We start from the raw sequence: 22886 nt of genomic DNA, 5'->3' as shown, positions 1-22886 counted from the left end.
TAGCTAAAATGCCGAAAACTTTCGGTATTGCGAAAAGTTATCAAAAGGAAATGGACCAATCCGCCGGGGTTGCGGAAGTTGTGATGAATTAATGGATATTGCATACAATCTTTTACCGTTACCGTGCGTTACTATATCATAAAGCAGCGGCAAAGGTACATAAATTACATGTTCACTTGCGCAGTCTTTTGCAAATTACCAATTTTGCTAAAACCGGAAAGTGCACCTGAATTTAAACGTATCGAACGCTTTCAAACGAATATTTTTTTTCTATTTTTGGAGCAAACGCAATTAAATTATGTCTGATACTTCCATTAAACAGGCTGGGCAAACACATACTAAGTTAAGTTTTGACGACTTCAGGACGCTGGTCATGGCGGACTACAAGCTGATCGTTGAAAGCCGGTATGTGAGCATGCTTGGCCGTAAGGAAGTACTTACCGGCAAGGCAAAATTCGGCGTTTTCGGCGACGGAAAGGAACTCGCCCAAATTGCACTGGCGAAAGTATTCCAGCTGGGTGATTGGCGCTCAGGCTATTACCGCGACCAGACCTTTATGTTTGCTACCGGTATCGTTTCAGTATACCAGTTTTTTTCACAGCTGTATGCCCATCCGGATCTGGAGGCAGATCCTTCATCGGCGGGCCGGCAAATGAACAGCCATTTTGCTACGCGGATGCTCACCCCGGATGGGAAATGGGTCGACCAGACACTGCTTAAAAACTCTGCATCGGATATTTCCACGACAGGCGGACAGATGCCGCGTCTCCTGGGGTTTGCGTTAGCGTCAAAAATGTTTCGCAATAATCCGGAACTGGCTGAAATGACGATGTTTTCCAATCTGGGAAATGAAGTGGCTTTTGGCACGGTGGGCAATGCGTCCACCTCCGAAGGCGTGTTTTTCGAGGCCGTGAACGCGGCAGGTGTCCGGCAGATCCCGGCTGTAATTTCGATTTGGGATGACGGTTACGGTATCTCAGTGCCCAATGAGGTGCAGACGACGAAGGCGGATATATCCGAAGTGCTTAAGGGATTCCAGCGGGACGAAAAGGGAGAAGGGTTTGAAATATTCAAAGTGCATGGATGGGATTATGCCGGCCTTTGCGAAACGTATGAGCGGGCAGCCAAACTCAGCCGGGAACAGCATATCCCGGTATTGATCCATGTGACCGAAATGACCCAGCCGCTGGGCCATTCTTCTTCCGGATCCCACGAACGGTATAAATCAAAAGAACGCCTGGCCTGGGAGAAAGAATTCGATTGCATTACCCAGATGCGGTCGTGGATCACGCAGTCGGGCATTGCCGAGGAGGCACAGCTGGACGAAATCGAACGGAAAGCAAAAGAATACGTACGATCGGAGCAGCGCAGGGCTTGGTCCGACTACAACAAAATGCTCCGGAGGGAAGTGGACGAGGCCTTAGTCCTGCTGGGTGCCATCGAAGAAGATACGGTGCGCAGTCTGTATAACGAGTTACGGGTACTCTCCGAACCCTCGCTGAAAGAAGTATACAGCATCGTAAGAAGGGTAATCCGCCAGCTCCGTGGAATCCAGCATCCCGAAAAGGCTGCTTTACTTACCTGGTACAGCGAAAAACAACAGCTGAACCAGGAACGGTACAATTCCTACCTGTTTACGGATACGGTTGAGTCACCCCGTCATGTCCGGGCCGTTGCGGCGGAATATACCGAAGACAGTAGGACCGTGGATGGAAGAGAAGTACTGAATGCGTGTTTTGATGCGAATTTTGCCCGTGACCCGCGCCTGGTTGCTTTTGGAGAAGACGTCGGGAAAATCGGCGACGTAAACCAGGGGTTTGCCGGATTACAGGCCAAACATGGCGAACACCGCATTTTCGATACCGGGATCCGGGAGTCGGCTATTATTGGCCAGGGTATGGGACTGGCTATGCGTGGGCTGAAGCCCATTGCCGAAATCCAGTATGTGGATTACCTGGTATACGGACTTACAGTGCTGACGGATGACCTGGCGAGCCTGAGCTACCGGACCAAAGCCGGCCAGAAGGCCCCGCTGATTATCCGGACACGGGGCCACCGGCTCGAGGGCATCTGGCATTCGGGGTCGCCCATGAGTATGATCCTTGGCTCAATGCGCGGCATTCATGTATGCGTACCGCGTAACATGACCCAGGCAGCGGGGATGTACAATACCCTGCTTCGTTCGGATGAACCTGCATTGGTGGTCGAATGCCTTAACGGGTACCGGATTAAAGAGCGTATGCCGACCAATGTGGGCGAATTTACCGTACCGCTGGGCAGGGCAGAGGTGGTGCGCACCGGGCGGGATATAACGGTTGTTTCCTATGGTTCCACACTCCGTGTTGTCCAGGAAGCTTCCGCTGAGCTTGAAAAAATGGGAATATCCATTGAAATTGTAGACCCACAGACACTGCAGCCGTTCGATGAGGAACATGTATGTGCCCAATCGGTCAGCAAAACAAATAAACTGCTTGTGGTCGATGAGGATGTTCCGGGAGGGGCTTCTGCATTTATCCTCCAGCAAATCCTTGAAACGCAAAACGGCTATTACCACCTGGACGGCCAGCCCCGCACGCTGACGGCCAAGCCACACCGGCCGCCTTACGGATCTGATGGCGATTATTTTTCAAAGCCTTCGGCAGATGACGTAATCGAAGCCGTATATGCGATTATGCACGAGGCGAACCCTGGAAAATATCCGGCGCTTTTTTAGCCTGATATTGTTATGCTGTCGGCAATCTCCATTATTCTTTTACTGATTTTTTTGCTTCTTTCCGTCCTGCATGGGTATTGGGGATTCGGTGGGAAATGGGCCGGTGATGCGGTTATGCCGACAAAAGACAATAATATCCGGCCAACCATGCCGGGGCCGTTGCCAACATTTGCCGTAGCATTCAGTTTATTGGGGTTTGGGCTCTTTGTGCTGGCGAAATCCGGATGGATCACCATTGGGTTACCCGCGTGGGTCAGTCAATACGGCCTTTGGGCGATCGCAGGCATTTTTATTATCCGGGCTATCGGCGAATTCAAGTATGTGGGACTTTTTAAAAAAGTAAAACATACTGAATTTGGTAAAAATGATACCAAATTATACACACCATTGTGTTTAGCCATCGGGGTGTTAACCATTGTACTGGCCCTGCATACGTAGGAGAGTATCCAACGGCGTGGCGTGCCCGTTACCGGATCAGGTAAACAACGTGGCGGCACCGATAAGCGCTGCATGTTCGCCAAGCTTGCTGATGCGGATATCGAACCGGTCGAATGCATCGGCATGGAAATGATGGAAAACCGCCCACGCTTTGGCGATATTGCCACCGATAATGAATTTTTCCGTTTCTTCCCGCTCACTGAAAAAGCGGATAAAATGAAGGAGGTGATGGCTGTATTCAGCCAGTATATCATCCACAAAGCGATGCTGTTCCCGCAGCTGGAGCAATTCGCGGAGCCCGGTTACTTTCACGCCGTGGGCTGCCGCACGGCGAACAAACCAGCGGGTCACCAGGTGTTCCTCCATATTGCTATCGAGGTAGGGGGTTTTCCAAAGATCGGCATCCAGGGCATTTTTTCCTTTTTCCCATATGGCACTACCCAGGCCGGTGCCCAGGGTAATACCTAAAACCTTCGTATCCGTATGCTGTTGCCCGGCAAAAACTTCGCCCTGGAGAAATGCGGCGGCATCGTTAATGAAACGAATATGATGACCCGCCACCGCAGTCCGTTCGGCCAGCGCCTCACGGATATTCATGCCATAAAGACTGTCATACTTATCCTGGTTCCGCATCCGGGAAATCCCGTTTTCATAATCAAACGGTCCGGGCATGGCAATGCCAATGACCTGTGGAGCGATGTCGGCATGGTTGTCCATAACTTCCCGGAAAGGAGACGACCACGCTGATAAAATCGATTTAGCATCAGCATGTGAGTCAACATGATGCCTGTATATTGATTCACTGATCACCTGCCAGCGGCTGGTGTCCACCAACGCGGCGGTAATGTGTGTTCCGCCAATGTCGGAGGCAACGACGTAACGATTATTTTGTTGCATAGGTTTGGTGTTTAAGCAAATGGTCGGCTATGACCAATGCGGCCATCGCTTCAACAATAATTACTGCACGGGGCACCACGCACGGATCATGTCGCCCCCGGCCGGTAATCTCCGTTTCCTGACCGGCCTGATTGATGGTTTGCTGAGGCCGCATCAGCGTGGCCACGGGCTTAAATGCCGTTCGGAACGTAATTTCCATGCCGTTGGAAATCCCGCCCTGGATGCCTCCCGAGAAATTGGTGTGGGTTTTCAGCTTCCGGGGATCGTTATCCGGATTGGTAAATTGATCGTTATGTTCGGATCCTTGCATTTCCGAGCCGGCAAACCCGGAGCCATATTCAAAACCGTGTACGGCGTTGATGCTCATCATTGCCTTGGCAAGATCAGCGTGCAGCTTGTCAAACACGGGTTCGCCAAGGCCAACGGGAACATGCTGTATGATCGTGCTTATCCGCCCGCCGACCGTATCACCGGCCTTGCGTATGGCGTCAATAAACGTGATCATTTCATTGGCGGTTGCCGGATCGGCACAACGTACAATATTACTTTCCCGCAGGGTGGTCAGTACATCGATATCCTGCGTATCCAGGTTTGGCGCCTCGATTTTCCCCACGCCCGAAACGTGCGCGAAAATCCGGATGCCATACTGCGCTAAATAGCTTTTGGCAATCGCGCCGGCAGCAACGCGCGCAGCCGTTTCGCGTGCGGATGAGCGTCCGCCTCCGCGGTAATCGCGGATGCCGTACTTCATTTGATAAGTATAATCGGCGTGCGACGGACGGTATTTATCCTGGATATGCGAATAGTCCTTGGAACGCTGATCTTCATTGGGAATAACCAGGGTCAACGGCGTACCGGTAGTACGGCCCTCAAAGACACCCGAAAGGATTTTTACCGTATCGCTTTCTTTCCGCTGGGTGGTAATTTTTGACTGCCCCGGGCGGCGTTTGTCCAATTCAGATTGGATAAACAATTCATCGACTGCGATATTCGGAGGACATCCATCGATGATGACACCCACTGCTTCTCCATGTGATTCACCGAACGTTGTGATACGAAATGCATCTCCGAATGAATTTCCTGCCATTATAGTTGCTGCTGCTGATTTATTGCGGGCTAAGATAGGACAAATCCCTGTTGTTTCAAATGTTTCCAGAAATCCGGATAGGATTTTTCCACGACTTCCGGCTCGTTGATCCGCATCTGGTTAAATACAAGTCCCAGCGGGGCAAAGGCCATGGCCATCCGGTGATCCTCATAGGTGTCGATAACCGGATTAGCGTTTCGGTTTAATCCCCCGGTTTTCAGGTGATATACGGTGCCATCTTCAATAAGCTCCACTCCGAATTTCCCCAGTTCCCGCTGCAATGCGGCAATACGATCGGTTTCCTTGATCCGAAGCGTATGCAGGCCGGTAAAAGAAAGGTCGTGTTGCAGTGCCGCCGCACAGACGATTACGGTCTGGGCAAGATCGGGGCATTCTTTGAAGTCAAATAACGACTTGCTCGAATGGCTGCTTGTTTTTTGGATGCGTAAACCGCCGTTCTCAAAGGACGAAGCTACACCAAAATGCGACATAATTTCCACGATTGCACTGTCGCCCTGAAGGCTATTGCTTTTCAGGTTGGGCAGAAACAGGTTGGCTTCACCGGCCAGTGCCACCATCGCATACCAGTAAGAAGCCGCACTCCAGTCGGGTTCAATGGTCAACGTTGCGCTTTTGGCCTGCTGCGGGGCAATGGAGATCATATTGTCTTCCCAATGGTGCTGAATACCCACTTCGGCCAGCATCTGCAATGTCATTGTCAGGTAGGGGCGTGAGGTAAGCTCGCCTGCGATCCGGAGCTTCAATCCGTTCGGCATTGCGGAGGCAATCAGCAACAGTGCCGATAGGTATTGGCTGCTGACATCACCCTGTACGGCAACTTCCGCCGTTTGCTGGGCTGACCCACCGGTAATGGACAGCGGCGGAAAACCCGTTTCGCCGGCATACCGGATCGTTGCACCCAGCGTGTTCAGGGCGTCCACCAGGATGCCTATGGGTCGCTGTTTCATCCGGGCGCTGCCCGTCAGTAAAAAATTACCGTTAACCCTGGTCAGGTAGGCTGTCAGGAACCGCATGGCCGTTCCGGCGGGGCCCACATCAATCTCGGTTTCGCCGTTGCCGCTCTTTTTTCCGGCCACCGCAGCGGCAGCCAATGCCTGCTGCAGTGTCACCGTGTCGGCCGCGGAAGACAAGTTGTTGATCTCGACGCTTCCCCCGCTCAGTGCCTGAATAATCAGTGCGCGGTTGCTTTCACTTTTTGAACCCGTTAGCGCTACTGTGCCGGTCAGCGTTTTCGTAGGATGTGCGACGTTGATGGCTTCTTTATCCATTACGCTTCGGCAATCGGTTTTTCGTTCATGATCTCATTCTGCTTCCGGATCGACTCGTTATGGATCAGTTCAAGCATTTTCACTACAAAATCTTTATCCAGTTTCAGCGCCTGGGCCACGTTGCTGCGCTTATGGATGATCTCGTCCCAACGGTTTACCTGGAGAATCGTCACGTTGTTATCGCGTTTATATTCGCCGATTTTTTCCACAATTTTCATCCGGTCACTCAGGATCTTGATGATTTGATCATCCAGTTTATCAATGTCTTTCCGAAGCTCCGCCAGCTTATCTTCAAAAACAGGGTCGTCCGATTTCGCCTGCCGGAACACAAGATTACCGAGTATGTCGGACAGGGCCTGGGGGGTCACTTGTTGTTTGGCGTCGGTCCATGCTACCGAAGGATCGATATGTGACTCCACGATGAGTCCCTGCATGTCCATATCAAAAGCCTTTTGCGCAATATAAGGGATCAGTTCCCGGTTTCCGCAAATGTGACTCGGGTCGTTGATTACCGGAAGTTCAGGTACCAGGGTTTTCAGCTGGATGGCGAGATCCCACATGGGCTCGTTCCGGAAAGCCGTTTTTTCGTAAGAAGAGAATCCCCGGTGAATGGCCGCCAGTTTTTTTATGCCCGCACGGTTTATGCGCTCCAAGGCACCGAGCCAGAGCGAAAGGTCGGGATTGACCGGGTTTTTAACCAGTACCGGCACATCAACACCCTGCAGTGCGTCGGCAATTTCCTGTACCGTAAACGGGTTCGCCGTAGAGCGCGCGCCCACCCAGAGAATATCCACGCCGGCCGCCAGCGCCTCTTCCACGTGCTTGGCGGTAGCCACTTCAGTGGTAATGGGAAGACCGGTTTCTTCTTTGGCTTTCCGCAGCCACTGCAGTCCGACGCTGCCGATGCCTTCGAACTCGCCTGGACGGGTACGGGGTTTCCAGATACCTGCACGCAGTACATTGATTTTGCCAGTATTAGCCAAAAGATGTGCGGTAGCAAGCACTTGCTCTTCTGTTTCCGCGCTGCATGGACCAGCGATGATCAATGGCGCGTCCCCGGTATCAAACCATGATTTTAAGGGTACGATGTCTAATGTCTGTTTCATTGTTTTTTATTTTCGGTTCTTTTTAATTTTCGTTTTCAATTACGTTGCTTTTATCTCAGCATTACACCTTGTCGTTCTTCATGTATTCGCCCATGATGCTGAAATTATTCGTATGTTTCAGGATACGCCGGATGGCGGCCTCATAATCCGACTGATTGGTCCACTCTACATCCACATAAAAGTCATACTCGTTGCGTTTACCCAATACCGGCATAGACTGTATCCGGGTGAGGTTAATGTGTTGCTCCGCGAAGCAGAGTAAAACCTTGGAAAGTGCACCGACACCATTGCCGGTCTGGAACGATAGGGTAGCCTTATTGACATTCACCTTTTCATCCGCCTTGTTGGCAAGAATGAGAAACCGGGTATAATTCTTCTTGTTGGTCTCGATCCGCCGTTCCAGGATATCCAGCCCATATAACTTTGCCGAAAGCTGGTTGGCAACGGCAGCCGTATCCTTTAGCTGAAGCTCACTCACTTTTTTGGCGCTGCCCGCGGTATCTTCTCCTTCGGTTACTTTGAACTGCGGGTTTTCCTCCAGGTAATCGCTGCACTGCTGTAACGCGATGGGGTGCGACTCGACAAACCGGATGTCCTGGATAGCCACTCCCGGCAACGCCATCAGATGCAGTTTGATGTGCAGGTATACCTCGCCGATGATGGGGAAACGGTAATCACGAAGCAGGCTGTGGTTGGGCAGCAAGCCGCCGGCAATCGAATTCTCGATGGCCATTACCACGTTGTCTACCTTGCCCTGCTTCAGCAGCTCGCAAGTCTTTTTGAATGACTCACACTCCACCGTCTCGATATCCTCTCCGAAATATTTGTAAGCGGCTTCTTCATGGAAGCATCCCTTTATACCTTGTATGGCTACTTTTAAACTCATATATCAACTAAATAGGCAATAAAAAAAGTCCCGGCCTTTCTCGCCGGGACTTTCTACATTTATATCTTTAACGCTATCAATGCATATCAATCCCGGCTCTTACTGCTAAAGTAAAAGAAACCAAAAAACCAATATGCATTATTACGTGGTATCATCTTCTCTTTTGATGTGCCAAATGTACGCCAACATTTTTTAATTATCAAGAAAAAAGAAAAAAATAATTGACGCTGCTTGCGTTTTTTATAACGCCGGGCAGGTATCGTTGTGAGATTTGTAATTGATGCAGGCTTTTCTACGCCGGCGTTGGCTTGTTCGATAGAAACGTGTAGTTTTGTTATATGATGAAAATGTACTACTCCCTGATTACCTTATCTGTAAGCCTGTTATTTTTCACCTGCCAATCCGGAAAAAGACCGGAAACACCAACGGTGGGATTTGTCGAGGCATTTGAAGATGCCACCATTTCCCAGGCTTACCGGGGTTTTGTTGCTGCACTGCGCGATAGCGGCTACAGCGAGGATGCCGGCACACTGGAGCTGATCCACCGCAATGCCCAGGGCGATGCGTCGACCTTAAACCAGATCATCAGTTATTTTAATAGCCAGGCATTGGACCTGGTCGGCACAAGTACCACATTGGCAACCGTAGCCGCCATACAGCGGATTCATGATGTCCCTGTATTTCAGACGGTGACTGCCATGCCCGATATTTTGGGACTGCAGGGAACGGATGGCCTACCGCCCGCTAACCTGTTCGGCACAGGTGAGAACCTGAACTACATTGATACGTCTTTTGCCGTTATTACCGAAACCATAAAGCCGGCGGGAAATCAGCTGACGGTCGGAATGATCTACAATCAATCCGAACCGCAGTCCGTGGATGCCTATGAACGCCTCGGCAAACTGGCCGGTCAACTGGGCGTCCGGCTGGTGGCATTACCCCTTAATTCCTCGGCTGAGGCCCAGCTGGTGATCCGCTCGCTGCTGTCCAATAACATCGACGCTTTTTTTGCCAACCCGGATAATACCGTATTCGCGGCATTTGAGGTAATCCTCAAAAACTGCAGCGATAAGGGGGTGCCGGTGTTCACCAGCGAAGCGGGGCTGGTGGCCCGGGGTGCCGTTGCCGCATATGGTGCCGACATTTACCAATGGGGATACCAAAGCGGTGCGCAGGCCGCCACCTACCTGAAAAGCGGATCTGCAGCGGATCTGAAGGTTGATCTTGTGAAAACGCGTAAACGGGTATACAATCCCGAAGCGGCCCACACGTATGGGCTCACGTTTACCGGATTCGAAGCCGTACCGGAATAACACCTGTTTTAACCAGCATATGATGAAAAAAATCGGACTATACGCGCTTTTAATGATCCTGATTCAGGTACCCTGTCTGGCGGATGAAAAAGAACAAGTGTACGACATTTGTATCTACGGTGGAACGTCGGCGGGGGTGGCCGCCGCTTATACCGCGGCGAAAGCCGGGAAATCAGTGGTACTCATCGAACCGGGTCAATTGCTTGGCGGAATGAGTTCTGGTGGTCTGGGACAGACCGACATCGGCAATAAATATGTGGTGCGTGGCCTTGCGCTGGATTTTTACCGGAAGATCGGAAAACACTATGGGACATTTGAGCAGTGGATATTCGAGCCTAAGGTGGCAGCGGCCATTTTTAACCAGTACATGGAACAATGTGATGCCGATGTCTACTACGGCCAGGTACTGCTGAATGTGTCGAAGGCCGGGACGGCGATACGGGAAATTCAGCTGCAGTCGACAGAAAAACTCGGTGAACCTTCGATGACCATCCGTGCGAGCGTCTTTATGGACTGTTCCTACGAAGGGGACCTGATGGCGAAAGCAGGTGTATCGTATCACGTCGGCCGGGAAGACAATAACGTATATGGGGAAACGCTGAATGGTGTGCAGCTCCTGGAAGGCCATCAGCTTCCCGATTCCATTGACCCGTATGTGGTACGGGGCGATCCGGCCAGCGGGCTGCTGTGGGGAATACAGGAAAGCGAGTTGCTGCCGAAGGGTACAGGCGATAAAAAAATACAGGCCTATAATTACCGGATAACACTTACGAACGTGCCGGAAAACAGGATCGCTATAGCCAAACCGGATCATTACGATCCTGACCGTTATGAACTGCTTAGGCGACAGAAGGAGCGGCAACCCTGGAAGGCACTACGCGATGTGTTCATCTGGAGCCACATGCCCAACGGCAAAACCGATATCAACAACCGAAACGGATTCTCCACGGATATGATCGGCATGAACTGGGAGTACCCGGAGGCGGATTATACGCGTCGGCAGGAGATCATCAAAGCGCATGAGGATTACACGAAAGGACTGCTTTATTTCGTGGGAAATGATCCTTCGGTACCCCAGGTTATCCGCGATGAAATGCGGCAATGGGGTTACCCAAAGGATGAATATGTAAACCATAATCACTGGAGTCCCCAACTGTACATCCGCGAAGCCCGGCGCATGGTCGGTGAGCTGGTGATGACCCAGCACCATTGTCAGGGCCGCGAAGTGGTGACGGATGCCGTGGGTTATGCCGCCTACACGATGGACTCGCATAACTGCGACCGATTGGTGGTAAACGGAATGGTAAAAAACGAAGGCAATGTCGAGGTCGGGGGCTTCCCGCCGTTTCCGATTTCTTACCGGGCCATTGTACCGAAGCGAAATGAAGTGACCAACCTATTGGTCCCTGTTTGCCTTTCAGCCAGTCACATCGCTTTCGGTTCCATCCGGATGGAACCTGTATTTATGGTGCTGGGACAGTCTGCCGCCATTGCCGCTTGCCTGGCCATCGATCAGGATATTGATGTACAGGAGGTCGCGGTTTCCGAACTTCAGGAAATACTGGGAGAAAACCCAAAGGCTGACCATCGGCAGCCAGACGTACTGATCAGTACCACGGATAGCCATGCGGTACAACTTACCGGCAACTGGGAAAAGGAGAATAATGGGGGATATGGTCATTCCTACCTGGAGGCGAACAGCAAAACAGGCGTAAGTACCGCTAAATTTGTCGCAGCATCGTTACCTGCGGGGAATTACGATATCTATACCTATTTTCCGCGGACGGCGGAAAGCGCCCCTCGGTTCGCCTACACCGTTTACAATGGAAAAGCCACGGTCAAAAAGCAGCTGGACCTGTCAGGCGTTGAAATAAAGGGACAAACTTCCAGTACGTGGGTGCCGCTCGGGCGTTATTCCGTTACCGGGGGTGAAGCGCCTGCTTTTGTGGAAATCAGTACAGCGGGTGCTGAGGGGGCAGTTGCAGCCAATGCCATGCTTTTTGTGCCGGTCGATGATCAGCAGTGAGCAGATGATCCGGCTGTCCTGTTACACCCGGAGCCTTTTTGCTCCGGTGCGATAACCGCTTGCGCTGGCCGGCGCTGAGAACACAAGAATCCATATAACCGTGCGCCGGGTGGTCCAATAGTAACCTGCGGATTGTAATAAGCCTATTATATAAGACAAAGTTGAAGTAAATATGCTTAGACTTGTGCGCGAATTTACGGTGTCCGTTGTGCTTCCACGTATATTACTGACCTCGATTCGTAACACCTAAAGTTATACGATTACTGTTTTTTTGAACCGGAAAATGATGGATAATTTTAAGAAAATTTTACTGGGATTGTTATGTTGCCTGTTTGGTGTGCAGCTGTATGCCACTGATACGAAATCCATTTACACCCAACGTCCGGATGATCCGGAAGCCTTTTATTTTACGCCGGAGAACTACCCGATCAAAAGCGATGGGAAGACGGACGTTTCGGATGCCCTGCAGTCGGCAATAGACCAGGTGAAACGTGAGAAGAATTTTGGAATCCTGTTCATCCCGGAAGGAAAATACCTGATCAGCAAAACCATCTATATCCCAACGGCCATTCGATTGATCGGTTACGGAAAGAATCGACCTGAATTCATCCTGGCGAAAAATGCGCCCGGATTTCAGGAAGAGATACCGAACGATAAAGGCAGGGCCCGGTATATGTTCTGGTTTACAAGCGGGTTGGTTGAGCCCGGCCAGGCACCACGTGATGCCGGGGCCAGCACGTTTTACAGCGCGATGTCCAACATTAACCTGCGTATCGAAGACGGCAACCCACATGCAGTGGCGTTGCGTACCCATTTTGCACAGCACAGTTTCATCAGCCATGTCAATGTGTACATTGGTGGCGGGAAGGCAGGGTTATTCGATATTGGCAATGAGTTGGAGAACGTAGCTTTTTACGGCGGCGAATATGGTATCTATACAACCAAAGCTTCACCGGGATGGCAGGTAATGATGGTCGACGCCTATTTCGAGGGACAGCGCAAGGCGGCACTCCGTGTTCAGGAATCCGGTCTGTCTATGGTTAATCTCCAGGTGAAAGATGTACCGATGGTGTTTGACATCGATTCAAACTATGCAGATCGCCTGTATGTAGAGAACAGCCGATTTGAAAACGTCAGCGGTCCGATCGTGCTGATCAGCAATCAAAACAACAGCAACAACCAAATCACTTTTCGCAACGTCGTTTGCAGCAATGCACCTGTATTGGCCAAGTTCCGGATGAGCGGAGAAATCATTCCAGTGAAGTATGCCACATACCGCATTCAGGATTTCAGTCATGGCCTGCAGCTCGCTGATATGGTAGCCAAGCCGGCTTACCGGACGGTTACTGATATTGTACCGTTACAGCGGTTGCCGGAAGCCGTAAAACGAGACATTCCCGCATTGCCGGCCATGGAAACGTGGGTCAATCTCCTCGACCTGGGAGTCAAGGGCGATGGTATAACGGACGATACGAGAGCCATCCAGGATGCGATTAACCAATACGACAACATTTACGTGCCGCAGGGCTGGTACCTGGTATCCGAAACAATCAAGATGAAGCCCAGTACCCGTCTGATCGGCCTGCATCCCTTCGGTACACAGTTCCAGCTTGCCGAAAGTACGCCTGCATTTAGCGGTTTTGGTAGCCCCAAGGCGCTGCTGGAATCTTCAGCGGGCGGAGCCAATGTATTGAATGGAATCGGCATGAACACCGGGGCATACAATTACCGGGCGGTGGGACTGAAGTGGATGGCCGGTGCCGACTCGTATGTCAACGATGTCAAATTCGTTGGTGGTCATGGCGGATTGTCCAAGCCTGCACTGACAGGTAAACCCGGCGGTGGCCGGGAGTGGTGGCCGAGTGAACCCCGGATCAGTTCGCCTGAAAATCCGGTGTCTGCTCCCGGAATGGATTTGGCGTGGGATAATCAGTATTGGAGTTTTTGGGTGACCAACGGCGGCGGCGGCACGATCAAGGATGTGTGGACGGCGTCTACTTATGCGACCAGCGGCCTTTACGTAAACAACACCCGTACACCCGGACGAATTTATGCCATGTCGCTGGAGCACCATGTACGTAATGAGGCGCGGTTCAAAAACGTGGCCAACTGGAAAATATATGCGTTCCAGCTGGAAGAAGAAAGCCGGGAAGGTACGGAAGCCCAGCCCATCGAGATCGATAATTGCAGGGACCTTACTTTTGCCAATCTCTACATGTTCCGGGTCATTCGCATCAATGAACCGTATCACAACTCCATCCGGGTATGGAACAGTGAAAATATTACGTTATATAACGTGCATAATTATTCACAGATTAAATACACCACGGACATTCCCGTATACGACATTAACAAGGATATCGAAGTTCGTCCGTGGGAATTCCAGCAGCTGACGATTACCGGACGTGAGCCGCGCCGGCAACCGTTGACCCACGCGGCCGGTAAAGTGGAACAGCTGGCATCAGGCTTTGAATTTGCCGAAGGAATTACCCGCGACAGCAAAGGAAACATCTATTTCAGTGAGCAGCGGTTCCGCCGTATTTACAAATGGTCCGTTGAAACCAACACATTATCGCTGGTGGCCGATTTTCCCTGGGAACCCATGTCCCTGGCCTTTGATTCAGCGGATAATTTACTGGTAGTCTTTCGATATAAACCACAACCGGGGCACTTGGTTAACGGCGAGCAGGAACGGCCGGTGCAGTACCCGGATACAAAGGGAACGTCGTTTGCCGGTTATGGCAACGCATCGTTTGAGACGCGGGTGTATTCCATCGATCCGGACAATCCGGAGGAAACCATAACCGCATTACCAAAAGTACCCATGGGCTCCGTCAATCCCGTTCACAAAGCGCTCTACCCATCGAACCGCTGGCGCGATTTCCACGATTTCAATACGGTGGTTATGTTTAAACCCGAGTTCTGTTTTCTGGCTCCGGACGGCAAGACCATCATTCCGGATCAGTATGACCTGGCCCGTAGTTCATCCGTGCTGGAAGCTTATCCCGGTAAACCGTTTTATGCATCGGACGAGTATGACCGGCGGATGGTCCGCATGGATGTAGCACCAGATGGCACACTCGCTAACTTAAATTATTTTGTGGAATGGGGCGAATTCGGCTCGGCGGTGGATGATGAGGGGAACCTCTATGTTGCCGACGGACAGATTTATGTGTTTGACAAAACGGGCAAAGAAGTGCGGATGATCGAAGTGCCGGAACGCCCATCTACCATTCAGTTTGGTGGAAAAGACGGGAATACCCTGTTTATCACTACCCGGTCCAAGTTATTCCGTGTAAAGATTAAATAATCATGTTTTCCGGCTGGTAGGGAGGAGGTTAATCCCTACTACCGGAAGGCATCGGAATGAACCTACGGTAACAGCAGGATGGCACCGCGGTAGGTCTACGGCCAACCCGTAAAAAGGTGGACTTAACGTGGACTCACCGTGGACTTATGGTGGACTCACCCCGAAGCAGTCCGGTCGTAAAATAGACCAGGGGGCGATGGTGTATATGGGATGAAGGCTAAGTAATTTATTCGTGATATGGCGATGAAATCCGCCTAACGTCGTGCAAAGTCTTTGCGATGCGTTATATTTGATCCGTTGCGACCGGTGCTGGAACGCCATTAACTGGAACGTTTTGCCGATTCGCAACTAACCAATTAACATATTCACAACAAAGTAGCAATGATGAACCTTAAAACAATTTGGGCAATCTCCTTCTTCTTATTGTTATCGTATACGTTACAGGCACAGGGTGTTTCGGTATACACTGAAAAGCCGGATGATAACGAAGCTGTTTTTTTTACCGGGGAACAATTCGGTATCCGTAACGACGGTAGCATGGATGTTTCCGATATCCTGCAAAAGGCCATCATCGATTTAAAGAATACGCGGAATTTCGGTATTCTCTTTATACCGGAAGGAACCTACAAGCTCACGAAAACGATCTATGTTCCCAAAGCCATCCGGCTCATTGGATACGGTCGTACCCGTCCGGAATTCATCCTGGCCGCCAATTCCCCTGGTTTTCAGCAACCCCGCGCAGGTGATAAGGGAGCGGCAAATTACCTGTTCTGGTTTGTCGACCGGTACGAGGGGGATGATGAGGATATCCGGGATGCCGGGGCGGGAACTTTTTACAGCGCCCTTTCCAATGTGAACCTACGCATCGCGGATGGTAATCCGGCAGCGGTAGCCCTGCGCACGCATTTCGCGCAGCATAGCTTTATCAGCCATGTTGATATCCATGTCGGTACGGGAAAGGCCGGGTTGTATGATGTAGGAAATGAAATGGAAAATGTACGTTTCTACGGTGGTGATTATGGAATTTATACGACCAAGACGTCACCGGGATGGCCAATGATGATGGTGGATACGTATTTTGAAGGGCAGCGGAAAGCAGCCATTGCAACCATGGCAATCGGTGACGTGGGACTTACCATCGTCAACATGGAAGCCAAAAACACACCGGTAGTCATTGAGGCCACCCATGCATTTCCCGACAAGATTTTTCTCGAAAACTGCCGGTTTGAAAACATCAGCAGATCGGCATTGGTCTTTAATGAATACAATGCGAAAAATCAGATCAGTGCCCTTCAGGTCGCCTGTCGCAATGTACCGGTGTTTGCCACGGTAAAAGGCATCGACAGCACGATTACACGTTCGGGCGATATGTACCAGGTAAATCGGTTCGTTTACGGTTTGCACATAGCCGACCTGGGTGCCGATGCACAGTATCAGACCGTTTTTGAAACGGAATCACTGATTCGGTTCCCGGAACGGCTTGTTAAGGAAATCCCGGACCTGCCCCCCATGTCTGAATGGGTTAATATCAAGGCGCTTGGCGCCGTCGGTGATGGCGTGACCGACGATACCGAGGTGTTCAAAAAGGCACTGGCCACGCACCGGACCATTTACGTGCCCCAGGGATGGTATGTCATTAGTGAGCCCTTGAAAATGGACGAGTCAACGAAGTTAATCGGCCTGCACCCTTTTGCAACGCAGCTGATGCTGAAGGAAAGCACGTCGGCATTCAGCGGTTTTGGCGGCCCGGTGGCGCTGCTGGAATCGGCGTCCGGCGGCCAGAATATGCTCAATGGGATCGGCCTGAATACCGGCGCATATAATTATCGGGCCGTGGGCCTGAAATGGATGGCCGGTGCGGATTCATACGTAAACGATGTTAAATTCGTCGGTGGCCACGGCACCATGCCCAAAGGCAACGCACCCCAGCAGGCATATGCCAACGGAGGCGCGCGGATCAGCTCACCCGCACAACCGGTAGTATTACCCGGCATGGACGCGGCGTGGGATAATCAATACTGGAGCCTTTGGGTGACCAACGGGGGTGGCGGGATATTTAAAGATATCTGGACGGCATCCACCTATAATGCCAGCGGTTTATACGTAAGCAACACGGAAACTCCGGGTAAGATCTATGCCATGTCGCTGGAGCACCATGTACGCAACGAAGCCCGCTTCAATAACGTTGCGAACTGGAAAATGTATGCTTTCCAATTTGAGGAAGAGAGCCGGGAGGGGCATGACGTGCTTCCCCTGGAACTGGTCAATTGCCGCGACCTGATGTTTGCCCACCTTTATTTTTTCCGGGTTATCCGGATGGTGAAACCGGCACCGTATTCGGCGCGGACCTGGAATTGCGAGAACCTGACATTTTATAACGTGCATAATTACTCCCAGATTAAGTATACAACCAACGTGCCGATATACGATGTAAATACGGGTATGGACGTGCGTCCCTGGGAATTTTCCATGTTGCATATCAAAGGCAACAGGCATCAGCAACCCACCGGCCCTGCACCGGAAGGTATCCGGCAGGTAGCTACGGGGTTTGAATTTGCTGAGGGCATCACCCGGGACAGCAGGGGAAATGTCTATTTCAGCGATCACCGGCTTCGACGGATTTATAAATGGTCGGTGGCTACCGAATCGGTGTCGCTGGTGGCTGATTTTCCGTGGAAACCGCTTTCACTGGGCATGGACACCAAAGACAACCTGCTTGTTGTCTTTCGGTATGATCCCCAGCCCGGGTACCTGGTAAATGGCGAACAGGAAGCCGTACCGGCACTGCCGGACGCTGCGGGCACATCGTTCAGTGGCTGGGGGAATTCCGGATTCGCAAGCTGGGTATATTCCATTGACCCGGACAACCCGGATGAAAGCATCCGGCTATTGCCGAAAGTCCGGTATGGGGCCATGAAAAATATACACAAATTATTGCTGCCGGCAAACCGTTGGCGGATGAACTTTGAAGAGGTATCTGTTTTTACACCCGAATATGCGTTTGCCGCGCCGGATGGTGTAACCTATATTCCCGAGTTTTATGATCTGGCCCGGGCAACGGGTGTGGTGGAAGCATTTCCCGGAAAAGCTTATTACTCCACGGATGAGTACTATAAAAAAGTGGCCAGGGTAGCTGTTGGGGCAGATGGAACCTTTAGCGATGTTTCTTATGTGATTAACCGGGGAGAATTCAGTACGGTGACAGACGACGCGGGTAATGTGTATGTGGCTGACGGGCAGATCCACGTGTATAATCCGGCCGGCAAACGGATACGGACTATCGATGTGCCCGAACGGCCGGCTACGCTGATTTTTGGCGGGAAGGATAATAAGACACTATTTATTACAGCGCGTTCCTCGCTTTATAGCATTCATATTCCCTGATTTTTCCTGGCTTCCCAAAATATTCCGGCGTGAAAACGAACTACAGTATGATGGCAGGTTACCCGCGGGCATTTATGATGCCGGTGCGCGGCTATACCGGGTTATTCCTTCTGTTGGGCCTTTCCTTTTTTTTCGTCGGGTGCAGTAGGCATGCAGCTGGCGACGCGCTTGATCCGAAGGCTGCACTTAATGCGATGGTGCTTGATCCGGATTTTGACATCGAACTTGTTGCCGCGGAACCGCTGGTCATGGCACCGGTCGTCATGATATTTGATGAATACGGGCGAATGTGGGTGACGGAAATGGATGGTTTCATGCCGGATACGCTGGGTACCGGTGAAGATCAGCCGGTGGGGCGCATTGTGCAGCTTACCGATACGGACGGAGACGGGCAGGCCGACAAGCGGACTGTTTTCCTCGATTCGCTGGTCATGCCCCGTGCACTCTGCCTGATCGGCGGCGGGCTGCTGGTGGCCGAACCGCCGAACCTGTGGTTTTATGAAATTGAAAATGACCGTCCGGGGGCCAGGACACTGGTAGACTCGGCTTATGCCGAAGGTGGAAATGTGGAACACCAGCCGAACGGACTGTTCCGTGCGTTGGATAACTGGGTATACAGCGCCAAATCCGACAGGCGGTATCGCCGGCTTCCGGATGGCACCTGGCAGCAGGACAAAACACATTTTCGCGGACAATGGGGCATCAGTCAGGACGACTGGGGGAGGTTATATTACAACGATAACTCGAGCAATGTTTCGGGCGACTATTTTCCACCGGGACAGGGTGCCGGCAATCCGGACCAGCGTCGGGTTGCGGGATATGGCGAAGCTATTGTCCGCGATAAACGGGTCTACCCCATACACCCGACCCCGGGGGTAAACCGGGGCTACATGGACGGCATATTGGACAGCGCGGGGCACCTGACAAATTTTACCGCTGCCTGCGGTCCATTGTTCTACCGCGGCGGACTGATGACCGGGATGAATGTATTTGTGGCCGAACCGGCTGCTAACCTGATCAAGTGGAATATCCTGGATACAGCAGGTTACCGGACAACAGGAGAGCAGGTTTATGCGGATAAGGAGTTTTTGGCCAGTCGCGACGAGCGCTTCCGGCCGGTCAACCTGTATAATGGCCCTGACGGATCGATTTACATTTTGGATATGTACCGCGGGATTATCCAGCACAGCACCTACCTTACGCCATATTTGAAAAAGGAGATTGCCACCCGGGGCCTGGAATTGCCGCTGGGTATGGGCCGTATTTACCGGGTATTTCCGAAAACGGCCAGCCCACAGCCGGTAAAAATGCCGCAGCATACGGCGGGACTGGTTTCTGCATTGGGAGACAAAAACGGGTGGGTACGGGATAAAGCCCAACAGCTGCTGGTAGACCGGCAGGCCGTTGACGCGGCTTCCGCGTTGCGTACCGTATTGCGCAGCGATCAATACATGCCGATTCACCGGGTTCACGCATTGTGGACACTCGAAGGGTTAAACCAGTTGACACTGGATGATGTGCAGGTATTACTGGAACACCCCCTATGGCAGGTACGGGCACAGGCACTGGCTGCGATGCCATCGCTGGCACCGTCGGTTGCCCCGACGCGTCTGATCGCTATACTCGATGAAACACTGGGGCGTAGGGATACCTTGATTGCCCCGTATGCTGCACTTGCCGCCGCCGCCCTGATACCCGCCCTTCCGGCCGGAAGCGTGGGAAAAATAATGCAGCGGGCAACCGCCTTCGAAACGAATCCCGAAGTGTCCGATGCCCTGATCAGCGGCATGGCCGGTCGCGAACCCTTCGTTATGCGGTCGATGCGCGATACAGCTACGGTGCTTTACCGGCATCTCGCAACCGTGGTGGAGGAACGGGGCAAACGGGCAACGGAAGCTAATCAGGCCAGATTGGCGGAACATTTTCCGACAGGCAGCGCCTTATTTAAGACGACCTGCCAGCCCTGTCATGGTGCGGATGGCCAGGGGGTTCCAGCCATTGCACCTCCATTGGCGGGTTCTGCCTGGGTGACGGGTAATAAAGACCGGCTGATGGCATTGGTATTGTACGGACTTACCGGGCCGGTGGACGTTGCCGGCCATACCTACGCGACACCTGAAGTAAGCGGCGAAATGCCCGGGATTGCCCATCATCCCACCATGGAGGATGCTGCACTGGCCGAGCTGCTTTCTTATATACGCGTGGCTTGGGGAAACCAGGCTACGGTTGCTGTACTACCGGAAGAGCTCAGCATGATGCGGTCGAGGTTTCATAACCGGACAGCGCCTTTCACACAAGAAGAACTGTATCGCCATTTTGGGAAAGAATAGTGATCCGGGACTATCCGCCGGCATATCCGGCATAAGAAAAGCAATAAGTTGTCGGTATTCCGGGGTTTTCCTTTATCTTTAAATCTTCGTATACGCCATTATAAATACTTCCTTATGAATACAAGAAGGCAATTCATACAAAAAAGTGTGCTGGGTATCTCAGTGGCTACCCTTCCGGGGTTATCTTCAGGATGGACCGAACCGGTCGACATGCATCCGGAAGCCCGCCCAGGCGAAAGCTTCAACCTGGGAATTGCAGGGTACAGCTTTTTGCATTTCGATCTGGATGCTTCACTGGCCATGATGAAGCGGATGGATGTGCATTACCTGAGTATTAAAGATTTTCATCTGCCGCTGGACAGCACACCGGAAGCCATTACTGCTTTTCATCAGAAACTGAAAGCGTTTGACGTGACGGGCTATGCCGTGGGACCGATTTACATGACCAAGTCGCGTACTGAAATTGATGCTGGTTTCGAATACGCCAGACGGGTAGGCGTGAAGCTGATTATCGGCGTGCCGAATAAAGAGGACCTGGAATATATTTCGGAGAAAACAAAAGCATATGATATCCGCTATGCCATACATAACCACGGTCCGGAAGACAAGCTGTACCCAAATGCAAAAAGCGTTTATGACCTCATCCGCAACCTGGATAACCGGATGGGACTGTGTTTTGACATGGGACACGACACGCGCGATGGACAGGATCCGGTGACCGATCTGGAACGTTATCACAGCCGGATTTTTGATATTCATTTCAAGAACGTAACGGCGGCAACACGGGACGGTAAAACCTGCGAATTGGGCCGTGGTGTCATTGATATTCCCGCGTTTGTGGCCATGCTCCGCAAAATAAAGTATACAGGACAGTGCAGCCTCGAGTTTGAAAAGGACATGAAAGATCCCCTGCCCGGATTAGCGGAATCTGTGGGCTTTTACCATGGCGTGGTGGCCGCCTTACCGCGCAGCTAAAGATCCACCCTGCAACACATGATCATGCGAAATAAACTGTATACGTTGAAATAGTAAAAATTGTGACTGTTTTTATTTGTTTCCTTTGTTGATTTTTGCATCAAAATAGATGCGATGTCAGCGTTGAATACGGTAAAAATAAAAGAAAACACCTCACAAGGGTGGTTAAATGGCTTTGTCGGTGTGGTATTGTTCAGCGGGTCATTGCCAGCCACCAGGGTGGCCGTATTGGAATTTAACCCCGTGTTTCTAACCGTTGCCAGGGCTTCCATCGCCGGAATACTTGCGCTTATCGCCCTGTTGGTATTTAAGCAAAAACGCCCGGAACGAAAACAGATTTTTCCATTGGTTATTGTAGCTCTTGGTGTGGTGGCCGGTTTTCCATTATTAAGTGCGCTGGCGCTGCAATATATTACGTCGGCTCATTCGATTGTTTTTCTGGGCATACTGCCCATGGCAACGGCTGTATTCGGTATTATCCGTGGCGGTGAACGCCCCAAACCTGTGTTTTGGATTTTTTCTGTCATTGGCAGCCTGTTGGTGACGGGCTATGCGGTAGCACAGGGGCTTACGGCTTCACCGAAGGGTGATCTGCTCATGCTTGGCGCTATTGTGCTTTGTGGACTGGGTTATGCGGAGGGAGCAAAACTCACCCACGCGCTGGGTGGCTGGCAGGTTATTTCCTGGGCGTTGGTGCTTTCTTTGCCCGTAATGCTGCCGCTTATGTGTTGCTATATGCCTGTGTCGTTTGGAGACATTAGTACGGAGGCCTGGGCGGGTCTGGCTTATGTATCGCTGTTCAGTATGTTCATCGGTTTCATTTTTTGGTACAGGGGGTTGGCACAGGGGGGCATTGCAACCGTTGGACAATTACAGTTATTGCAACCGTTTTTTGGTCTTGCATTAGCCGGTTTATTGCTTCATGAAAAAGTAAGTATAGGTATGATTGCCGTAACGCTTGGGGTCATTCTATGTGTGGCAGGCACCAGGAAATTTGCTAAATAGAAAATTCCGAAAAAATGCTGCATAATCACAAGTTACGCATTGCACATACACGCATCCGGCTTTAGCTGTGGCTATAATGCAGTTTAGCTGTTGAATCTTTTTATGAAAAAATAATTTTTTCTTAGTA

The 22886-nt window shown here is 51.4% G+C and carries 14 protein-coding genes; 9 read left to right on the top strand and 5 right to left on the bottom strand.

The window, feature by feature from the left end:
* Positions 1-298: 298 nt before the first annotated feature.
* Positions 299-2713 carry an alpha-ketoacid dehydrogenase subunit alpha/beta gene (locus NEV57_RS04125; protein WP_257657007.1) on the top strand — a complete coding sequence of 805 codons (2415 nt, stop codon included), beginning with the start codon at positions 299-301 and terminating at the stop codon, positions 2711-2713.
* A gap of 12 nt (positions 2714-2725) precedes the next feature.
* Positions 2726-3151 (top strand): DUF3995 domain-containing protein, encoded by a 426-nt coding sequence (locus NEV57_RS04120; protein ID WP_257657006.1) that lies wholly within the window; start codon positions 2726-2728, stop codon positions 3149-3151.
* 36 nt (positions 3152-3187) lie between these two features.
* Here NEV57_RS04120 and NEV57_RS04115 read toward each other — a convergent pair whose 3' ends face one another.
* The 5 genes from NEV57_RS04115 to NEV57_RS04095 all read right to left on the bottom strand — a co-directional run bounded on the left by NEV57_RS04115 (position 3188) and on the right by NEV57_RS04095 (position 8416).
* A complete protein-coding gene (locus NEV57_RS04115) occupies positions 3188-4048 on the bottom strand; it encodes an ROK family protein (RefSeq protein WP_257657005.1) in 861 nt (286 codons plus the stop codon).
* On the bottom strand, positions 4035-5135 hold the full coding sequence (gene aroC / locus NEV57_RS04110; protein ID WP_257657004.1) for a chorismate synthase: 1101 nt from the start codon (positions 5133-5135) through the stop codon (positions 4035-4037). Before aroC ends, NEV57_RS04115 begins: the two co-directional genes overlap by 14 nt.
* A 29-nt stretch (positions 5136-5164) precedes the next feature.
* Positions 5165-6424 carry a 3-phosphoshikimate 1-carboxyvinyltransferase gene (gene aroA, locus NEV57_RS04105; protein ID WP_257657003.1) on the bottom strand — a complete coding sequence of 420 codons (1260 nt, stop codon included), beginning with the start codon at positions 6422-6424 and terminating at the stop codon, positions 5165-5167.
* Positions 6424-7530: a chorismate mutase gene (locus tag NEV57_RS04100; protein ID WP_257657002.1), complete on the bottom strand. Its 1107-nt coding sequence runs from the start codon at positions 7528-7530 to the stop codon at positions 6424-6426. The genes aroA and NEV57_RS04100 overlap by 1 nt, the downstream gene beginning before the upstream one ends.
* 61 nt (positions 7531-7591) lie before the next feature.
* Positions 7592-8416 carry a prephenate dehydratase gene (locus tag NEV57_RS04095; RefSeq protein WP_257657001.1) on the bottom strand — a complete coding sequence of 275 codons (825 nt, stop codon included), beginning with the start codon at positions 8414-8416 and terminating at the stop codon, positions 7592-7594.
* Positions 8417-8754: 338 nt separating this feature from the next.
* Here NEV57_RS04095 and NEV57_RS04090 point away from each other — a divergent pair, with 338 nt between their 5' ends.
* The 7 genes from NEV57_RS04090 (at position 8755) to NEV57_RS04060 (ending at position 22759) form a co-directional block, all read left to right on the top strand.
* The gene (locus NEV57_RS04090; protein ID WP_257657000.1) at positions 8755-9729 is read left to right on the top strand and encodes an ABC transporter substrate-binding protein; all 975 of its coding nucleotides are present in this window, start codon (positions 8755-8757) and stop codon (positions 9727-9729) included.
* 19 nt (positions 9730-9748) lie between these two features.
* The gene (locus NEV57_RS04085) at positions 9749-11755 is read left to right on the top strand and encodes an FAD-dependent oxidoreductase (RefSeq protein WP_257656999.1); all 2007 of its coding nucleotides are present in this window, start codon (positions 9749-9751) and stop codon (positions 11753-11755) included.
* A gap of 283 nt (positions 11756-12038) precedes the next feature.
* On the top strand, positions 12039-15065 hold the full coding sequence (locus NEV57_RS04080) for a glycosyl hydrolase family 28-related protein (protein WP_257656998.1): 3027 nt from the start codon (positions 12039-12041) through the stop codon (positions 15063-15065).
* Between the two features lie 381 nt (positions 15066-15446).
* Complete coding sequence (locus NEV57_RS04075; RefSeq protein WP_257656997.1) at positions 15447-18449, top strand: glycosyl hydrolase family 28-related protein; 3003 nt, start codon at positions 15447-15449, stop codon at positions 18447-18449.
* A gap of 29 nt (positions 18450-18478) precedes the next feature.
* Positions 18479-20779 (top strand): PVC-type heme-binding CxxCH protein, encoded by a 2301-nt coding sequence (locus tag NEV57_RS04070; protein WP_257656996.1) that lies wholly within the window; start codon positions 18479-18481, stop codon positions 20777-20779.
* Between the two features lie 114 nt (positions 20780-20893).
* Positions 20894-21754: a sugar phosphate isomerase/epimerase family protein gene (locus NEV57_RS04065; RefSeq protein WP_257656995.1), complete on the top strand. Its 861-nt coding sequence runs from the start codon at positions 20894-20896 to the stop codon at positions 21752-21754.
* Between the two features lie 114 nt (positions 21755-21868).
* Positions 21869-22759, top strand: coding sequence for a DMT family transporter (locus NEV57_RS04060; protein ID WP_257656994.1), 891 nt, complete (start codon positions 21869-21871; stop codon positions 22757-22759).
* Positions 22760-22886: the final 127 nt, after the last annotated feature.

This window comes from Parapedobacter lycopersici (assembly GCF_024643285.1).
Taxonomy (GTDB): domain Bacteria; phylum Bacteroidota; class Bacteroidia; order Sphingobacteriales; family Sphingobacteriaceae; genus Parapedobacter; species Parapedobacter lycopersici.
Note: the sequence above shows the minus strand (reverse complement) of the source record. Positions and strands in the feature narration are given on the sequence as shown.